A 7250-nucleotide genomic window follows, 5' to 3' on the forward strand; every position below is an offset into this window, starting at 1 on the left:
AGCTTATGGCAAATTTGGACAAGTGTCCTGAAAGTGGTGCTCTTATTTTCTGTACTTTCCCTAAGATAAAGGGAGGTTCTGGAAGCACAGCTCGTTGCATTGCTTTAGTACCAAAAAAATAGTTTTGTAATATTATAAAATGAGACATCAAAAAATATTTTTAATGTAATGAAAAAAGAGAATTAAGCTAAAATACTTAATTCTCTTTATTTAAATTAAATGAAAAGTGAGTATATAAAATATAAAATAAATTATATTTAGCAAATTTATTTAGCTAATTCAGCTAGTTCTTCTCTAAGAACTTGACCCATTCTCTTAATACCTTCAACTATCTTATCTTCAGGCATGTTAGAATAGTTTAATCTACAAGTATTATAAACTCCGCCATTTGGATAGAAAGATTCACCTGGAACATAAGCAACATCTTTAGCTAAGCATTTTTTAGCCATTTCTCCAGCGTTGATTCCTTCTGGTAATGTAACCCAAGTGAATAATCCACCTTGAGGATGAGTAAATTCTACACAATCAGGGAATTCTTCTTCCATAGTTTTCATCATAACATCTCTACGTTTTACATAACAAGCTTTTATTTTTTCAACATGAGCATCTAAATCATACATTTCTATAAATTTATTAACTTCCATTTGAGATATAGTAGAAGCTTGAAGGTCAGCACCTTGTTTACAAATATTGAATTTAGTTAATATTTCAGGAGCTGCACAAGTCCATCCTAATCTATATCCAGGACAGAATATTTTAGAGAATGTTCCTAAGAATATAACTAAACCTTTAGTATCTAAAGATTTTAATGATGGTAAAAATTCTCCGTCGAATCTTAATTCTCCATATGGATTATCTTCTATAACAGGTATTTCATATTTATTTATGATTTCCATGAATTTTAATCTTCTATCCATTGGCCAAGTTCTTCCTGATGGATTTTGGAAATCAGGGATAACGTAAATCATTTTAACTCTATCAGTAGTAGCTAATACTTTTTCTAATTCTTCCATAATCATACCGTCATTATCAGTAGGTATTTCTATGAAGTTTGGTTGATAAGCTTTCATTGCATTTAAAGCACCCATGTATGAAGGACTTTCACATAATATAACGTCACCTTCATCTATAAATACTTTACCAGCAAAATCTAAACCTTGTTGAGATCCACTAGTTATTAATATATCGTCAGCTTTAACGTTAGTTTTTAATTTAGTATTCATTCTATCAGCGATTTTTTCTCTAAGTGGAGCATATCCTTCTGTAGTTGTATATTGAAGAGCAACTTGTCCTTGTTCTTCTAATACAGCAACTGAAACCTTCTTCATTTCTTCAACTGGGAATAATTCTGGAGCAGGCATTCCTCCAGCGAAAGATATAACTTCTGGTCTTTGAGTAAGTTTTAAAAGTTCACGTATTGCAGATCCTTCTAAATTATCTAATCTTTTTGCAAATTTTATTGCCATAAAAGCACCCCCTATAAATTTTAAACATTTGTAATTAGATTATTAGATTATAAATTTACTTATTCTTCAAATAATAATTTTCTAACATAAAAGAAAAATAATACATTGTTTACAATAATTATACATAGAAAAAGTAAGAATTCGCTAATAAGTAATATTTATAGAAAGGAATAAAAATTACTTATGATTTAAGAAAATTTAATTTGTTGAAATTTAAAAAATGAGTTATTTCAAGGGTTCTAGGGGTATAAAAAATAAAAAATGGTAAAAAATATAAAAAAACGTTTATTTGTTAGAATATAGCGTTGGATAGGTGTAACTTTATTTTTATTAATTTTTTTTGTTCTTTTTAGGTGATTTACTTTATAAAAAAATGTATTTTAAAGAAAACGTTTTTTATTTAAAATGTAATAAAAAATATTTATACCCAAGGATAAATTTTACATATTAGCGTTTTCCTGTTGAGTGTATGTATAATTTAAGTATAAGAATTGTTCAAGTTTTAATTTTAATTTAGCTTATAAAAAAATATAACATATAATTAATTTTAAAAATAAGATGAATTATTTATTTAAATTTATAACAATTTATAACCATAGAAAAGAAGCTAATTTTATTAGTATCTAAAAGATAGGTGATAAGAAATGATAAAAGATGATAAAAGGGTAAGGCTATTTATTGGACATTATGGAAGTGGAAAAAGCGAGGTCTCAATAAATTACGTTACTAAGCTAAGAGAAGCAGTAGATGGAGAAGTAGCATTTGCAGATTTAGATATAGTAAACGTATATTTTAGAACTAGAGAAAAAAAAGATGAGCTTAGATCTATGGGCATAAATCCAATCGATAGTTCCATTGAAACAAACACATTGGATTTACCAGCAGTATCAGCACAAATAATGACACCTTTACATAACAAGGATACAAATTATGTATTAGATGTTGGTGGAGATAATGTCGGTACAAGAGTTGTTGGAAGATTCGCAGAGCATTTTGTAGAGGGTGAATACGATATGTTTTGTGTGGTAAATGCAAATAGGGAACAAACTCAAACTGCAGAAGATGTGATAAGATTTATCAAATCTATGGAGGATAGTTCAAAATTAAAGGTAACAGGGTTGATTAATAATACCCATTTTATAAGACAAACTACTGTAGAAGATGTTTTGAAGGGACAAAAATTAGTTAGAGAGGTTTCTGAATTAACTAATATTCCTATAAAATATGTTTGTTGTTTAAAAGAATTAGTAGATTTATTACCGAGTGATTTAGAAGGGGATATACTACCAATAGATTTATACATGAGAGAAATTTGGATGTAGTATGAGTTTTTAATAGAAAAAAACACAATGTTAAGGGGGGCTTTGAAATGGCTAAAGGTAAAGTAACTTTCGATGTAGAACGTTGTAAGAGTTGTGGATTATGTGTTGCGGCATGTCCAAAGGAAATATTAGCAATAGATACAGAGTTTATTAACCAAAAAGGATATAATCCAGCAAAAATAATCGATGAAGAGAAATGTGTTGGTTGTGCAAGCTGTGCACTAATGTGTCCTGACGTAGTTATAACTGTAGAGAGAGATTAATTTTATTTCAAAATTAGGGGGGAATTAATAATGGCTAAAATACTTATGAAAGGTAATGAAGCATTTGGTAGAGCAGCTATAGAAGCTGGATGCCATTACTTCTTTGGATATCCAATAACTCCACAAAGTGAGTTACCAGAATATTTATCAAGAGAACTTCCAAAGGTTGGAGGAGCTTTTGTACAAGCAGAATCAGAATTAGCAGCTATAAACATGGTTTATGGTGCAGGAGGATCAGGTGTTAGAGTTATGACATCTTCATCATCTCCAGGGGTTGCATTAAAACAAGAAGGAATTACATACTGTGCAGGTGCAGAAGTACCTTGTGTAGTTTTAAATATAATGAGAGGTGGTCCAGGACTTGGAACTATACAACCTTCTCAAGCAGATTATTATATGAGTACTAAAGGTGGAGGAAATGGTGACTACAGAACTCCAGTATATGCTCCAGCTTCAGTTCAAGAAGCAGTTGATATGATTATAGAAGCTTTCGATGTAGCTGATCAATACAGAACTCCAGTTATGGTAGTTGCAGATGGTATGATCGGTCAAATGATGGAACCAGTTGATTTCGAAAAAGAACGTAAACATAGAGATTTACCAGAAAAAGATTGGGCTTCTTGTGGACATGATAATAAGAGAAAACCTAATGTAATAAATTCTTTATACTTACAATCAGAAGAATTAGAACAACATAACTTAAAATTAGAAAAGAAATATAAAACTATAGAAGAAAATGAAGTTCAATATGAAATGTACAAAACTGAAGATGCTGATTTAGTATTTGTAGCATATGGAACAGTTTCAAGAATAGTTAAAACAGCTATAGAAGGATTAAGAAAAGAAGGATATAAAGTAGGTTTAATTAGACCTAAGACTTTATGGCCATTCCCAAATGAAGCATTCAAACAAATACCAAATGCTAAGGATTTATTAGTAGTAGAAATGAGTTTAGGTCAAATGATAGACGATGTTAAATTAGCATGTGAATGCAAATTACCAGTTCACTTCTACGGAAGAAGTGGTGGTATGATACCTACTCCAGCTGCAATAGCTGAAAAGGCTAAAGAAATATTAGGAGAAGTTGCTTTAGGAGGTGTAAAATAATGGCTGTAGTATTTGAAAAAACAAAAGGTTTAACTGATGCTGTAACTCACTACTGTCCAGGATGTACTCATGGTATAATCCATAGATTAGTAGCTGAAGTTTTAGATGAAATGGGTATATTAGGGGAAACTATAGGAGTAGTTCCTGTAGGATGTTCTGTTTTAGCATATAATTATTTTAACGTAGATACACATGAAGCTGCTCATGGTAGAGCTCCAGCTGTAGCTACAGGTGTAAAGAGAACTCATCCAGATAAAACTGTATTTACTTATCAAGGTGATGGTGACTTATCTTCAATCGGTATGTGTGAAATAGTTCATGCAGCTGCTAGAGGAGAAAAAATAACTACTATATTCGTTAACAACGGTATATATGGTATGACTGGTGGACAAATGGCACCAACTACATTAATAGGCCAAAGAGCTACAACAGCTCAAGATGGTAGAGATCCAGAAAGAAATGGATTCCCTATAAGAGTTAGTGAAATGCTTGCAACTTTAACAGGTGCAGTATTTGTAGAAAGAGTAACTGTAGATACTCCTGCTAACGTAAGAAAAGCTAAAAAAGCTATAAGAAAAGCTTTCGAAGTTCAAAGAGCAGGTTTAGGATTTGGTATAGTAGAAGTTTTATCTACTTGTCCAACTAACTGGGGTATGGCACCAACTGATGCTTTACAATGGTTAAGAGACAACATGATGAAATACTATGAACCAGGTAATAAAAAAGATATAGACATAGAAACTAAGGAGGTGAAATAATATGTCAACAGCTAGAGTAATTTGTGCAGGATTTGGTGGTCAAGGTGTAATGTCTATGGGACAATTGTTAACATATGCAGGTATGCTAGAAGGGAAAGAAGTTGCATGGTTACCTTCTTATGGACCAGAAATGCGTGGAGGTACTGCAAACTGTGCAGTAACTGTATCTGATGAACCAGTTGGGTCACCAGTTATAACAGATGATGCAACTTGTGCTGTAATAATGAATTTACCTTCTATGAAATTCGTTGATGACGTAGTACCAGGAGGACATGTTTTAGTAAACAGTTCATTAATAGACACAAAAATAGAAAGAGATGATATAAAAGTTACTTATATACCAGCTAATGAATTAGCAGGTGAAATGGGAATGCCTAAGGTTGCTAATATGATAATGTTAGGTGCTTGCTTAAAGGTAACTAATGCAGTTGATATAGAATCAGTACTACAAGCTTTCTTAAAAGTATTTGGAGAAAGAAAAGCTAAATTTATACCAATAAATAGAGAAGCCTTACAAAAAGGTATGGATGCTGTTAGTTAAAAAATTTCATATATTTAGACCAAAAAATTAATAAAAGGCCCAAAGGGAGGCTTAATAGTTTATAACTATTAAGCTTTTCTTTATGTTATGAAAATATAAAAAAAGTATGATATAATGTTAATATAATATATATAAATTAAATTTAAATTTCAACAAATATTTTAATACATATTTCAATAAATATAGATATGAATACATTTATAAAGGGGCCTATGGGAAGGATTTTTATTTATTAATATATAATATATAAAAAAATAATATATTAATAAATATAATTAAATGAAATAGGTGATTATATGAAACTAGAACAAATAAGTTATATTTTGGAAATTGCTAAGCAAGGTTCAATAGGGAAAGCAGCAAAGAAGCTGTATATGAGCCAACCTAATTTAAGTATGTCTATAAGAATGTTAGAAGAAGAATTAGGATTTAAAATTTTTGAGAGAAGTAATTCAGGAGTGGAACTAACCGCTAAAGGAATGGAATTACTTCAATATGGTGAAGAAATTGAAAGAAATATGGATCTAATTAGAAATATGAACACTATAGCAAAGGACGAAAAGGTTAATTTTAGAATTTCTTCATATTATATATCCTTTATAAAGCATATTATTTTAGAGCTAAGTAGAAATCATAAGGAGGAGATGTTAAACCTAATAATTAATCAGGACACATTTTCTAACGTAATTAGAGATGTTGAGACAGGTCTTTCTGATATTGGAATAATAAAAATAACAAGACCAGTTAGCTTTACAAATAGAAGAACTCTTATGTCTAAGAATTTAGAATTTGTAAAAATTACAGATGGACATGTTTATGTACAAGTAAGAGAAGGACACCCTCTTTGTAGTGAAGAGGGAAAGGTTGAAATTGAAGATTTAAAAAAATATGTATTATTAACTAATGAATATGTAGATAGAAGCTATATATCTATGTGGATTGGAAATGAGTTAGATTATGATAATTTTAATAATTTCATAACTGTTCAAGACCATGATATGTTGTATTATTTTTTACATGAAATGGATGGTGTATTTTTCTCTTTAAGAGGTGGACCTATGAAGGACAAAACTTATCTAGATGATGGTACAGTTTTAATTCCTTTGGCTAAAAATATTACTTTAGATTGTGGCTACATAAAGAGAAAGGACGAAGCATTATCTCCTATAGCAGAAGAATTTGTTAATCTTTATAAGGAGTTTGCTGAAAAAGATGATTTAAGAGATTAAAAATACAGAATATATTGAGAACTATATGGATTTTTTATCTTTATAGTTCTATTTTTTGTACAAAAAACTAATAAAATAGATTTTTTTATACATTAAAAAAGATAATTTAAATGTTAAAAAAATTAAATCGGTTATAAAAAATATTTATAGCAAAGGATAAAAAATACATATTATCTGTTGGGATTAAAAGGAATATATAATTAAATTAAGGATAATAAGTTTTAACTTGTAACAATTCTATGGAAATAAATAATTAAGAAATTAGCTTTTGGAATTATATAATAATTAGACATAAATTAACATGAATATAACTTTAAATAGGGAAGAAGAGGTGGCTTTATGAAAATAGAAGATGTTATAAAATTAGCTAAAGAAAGAGGACCAAAAACAGTATCTGTTGCATGCTGTCAAGATAAAGAAGTTTTAGTGGCAGTTGAAAATGCGAGAAAAGAAGGAATAATAAATGGAATTTTAGTAGGGGATATAGATAAAACAAGAGAGATTGCTTCTGAATTAAATATAAATCTAGATAATTATGAATTAATAGATATAAAGGATCTTAGT

General features: G+C 29.7%; 8 protein-coding genes. 7 read left to right on the forward strand and 1 reads right to left on the reverse strand.

Going from position 1 to position 7250, the window contains the following annotated elements:
• Positions 1-266 precede the first annotated feature (266 nt).
• On the reverse strand, positions 267-1466 hold the full coding sequence (locus ACI3VO_RS01900) for a PLP-dependent aminotransferase family protein (RefSeq protein ID WP_439756284.1): 1200 nt from the start codon (positions 1464-1466) through the stop codon (positions 267-269).
• 644 nt (positions 1467-2110) lie between these two features.
• Here ACI3VO_RS01900 and ACI3VO_RS01905 point away from each other — a divergent pair.
• From ACI3VO_RS01905 to ACI3VO_RS01935, 7 genes are all read left to right on the forward strand, one after another.
• Positions 2111-2788 carry an ATP-binding protein gene (locus tag ACI3VO_RS01905; protein WP_439756285.1) on the forward strand — a complete coding sequence of 226 codons (678 nt, stop codon included), beginning with the start codon at positions 2111-2113 and terminating at the stop codon, positions 2786-2788.
• 47 nt (positions 2789-2835) lie between these two features.
• Positions 2836-3051, forward strand: coding sequence for a 4Fe-4S dicluster domain-containing protein (locus ACI3VO_RS01910; RefSeq protein ID WP_439756286.1), 216 nt, complete (start codon positions 2836-2838; stop codon positions 3049-3051).
• A gap of 30 nt (positions 3052-3081) precedes the next feature.
• On the forward strand, positions 3082-4158 hold the full coding sequence (locus ACI3VO_RS01915; protein ID WP_439756287.1) for a 3-methyl-2-oxobutanoate dehydrogenase subunit VorB: 1077 nt from the start codon (positions 3082-3084) through the stop codon (positions 4156-4158).
• On the forward strand, positions 4158-4916 hold the full coding sequence (locus tag ACI3VO_RS01920; RefSeq protein WP_439756288.1) for a thiamine pyrophosphate-dependent enzyme: 759 nt from the start codon (positions 4158-4160) through the stop codon (positions 4914-4916). The genes ACI3VO_RS01915 and ACI3VO_RS01920 overlap by 1 nt, the downstream gene beginning before the upstream one ends.
• A 1-nt stretch (position 4917) precedes the next feature.
• Positions 4918-5457, forward strand: coding sequence for a 2-oxoacid:acceptor oxidoreductase family protein (locus tag ACI3VO_RS01925; RefSeq protein WP_439756289.1), 540 nt, complete (start codon positions 4918-4920; stop codon positions 5455-5457).
• 296 nt (positions 5458-5753) lie between these two features.
• Positions 5754-6686, forward strand: coding sequence for a LysR family transcriptional regulator (locus tag ACI3VO_RS01930; protein ID WP_439756290.1), 933 nt, complete (start codon positions 5754-5756; stop codon positions 6684-6686).
• A 339-nt stretch (positions 6687-7025) separates the two neighbouring features.
• Positions 7026-7250 (forward strand): phosphate acyltransferase (locus ACI3VO_RS01935; RefSeq protein WP_439756291.1); only part of this gene is annotated, 225 nt, incomplete at its 3' end.

The organism is Intestinibacter sp. (assembly GCF_051866655.1).
In the GTDB taxonomy this organism is placed as follows: domain Bacteria; phylum Bacillota; class Clostridia; order Peptostreptococcales; family Peptostreptococcaceae; genus Intestinibacter.

What these genes read in the sequence shown, in the direction of transcription:
- ACI3VO_RS01900 (WP_439756284.1), bottom strand. Translation starts at nt 1,466, where the DNA reads ATGGCAATAAAATTTGCAAAAAGATTAGATAATTTAGAAGGATCTGCA.
- ACI3VO_RS01905 (WP_439756285.1), top strand. Translation starts at nt 2,111, where the DNA reads ATGATAAAAGATGATAAAAGGGTAAGGCTATTTATTGGACATTATGGA.
- ACI3VO_RS01910 (WP_439756286.1), top strand. Translation starts at nt 2,836, where the DNA reads ATGGCTAAAGGTAAAGTAACTTTCGATGTAGAACGTTGTAAGAGTTGT.
- ACI3VO_RS01915 (WP_439756287.1), top strand. Translation starts at nt 3,082, where the DNA reads ATGGCTAAAATACTTATGAAAGGTAATGAAGCATTTGGTAGAGCAGCT.
- ACI3VO_RS01920 (WP_439756288.1), top strand. Translation starts at nt 4,158, where the DNA reads ATGGCTGTAGTATTTGAAAAAACAAAAGGTTTAACTGATGCTGTAACT.
- ACI3VO_RS01925 (WP_439756289.1), top strand. Translation starts at nt 4,918, where the DNA reads ATGTCAACAGCTAGAGTAATTTGTGCAGGATTTGGTGGTCAAGGTGTA.
- ACI3VO_RS01930 (WP_439756290.1), top strand. Translation starts at nt 5,754, where the DNA reads ATGAAACTAGAACAAATAAGTTATATTTTGGAAATTGCTAAGCAAGGT.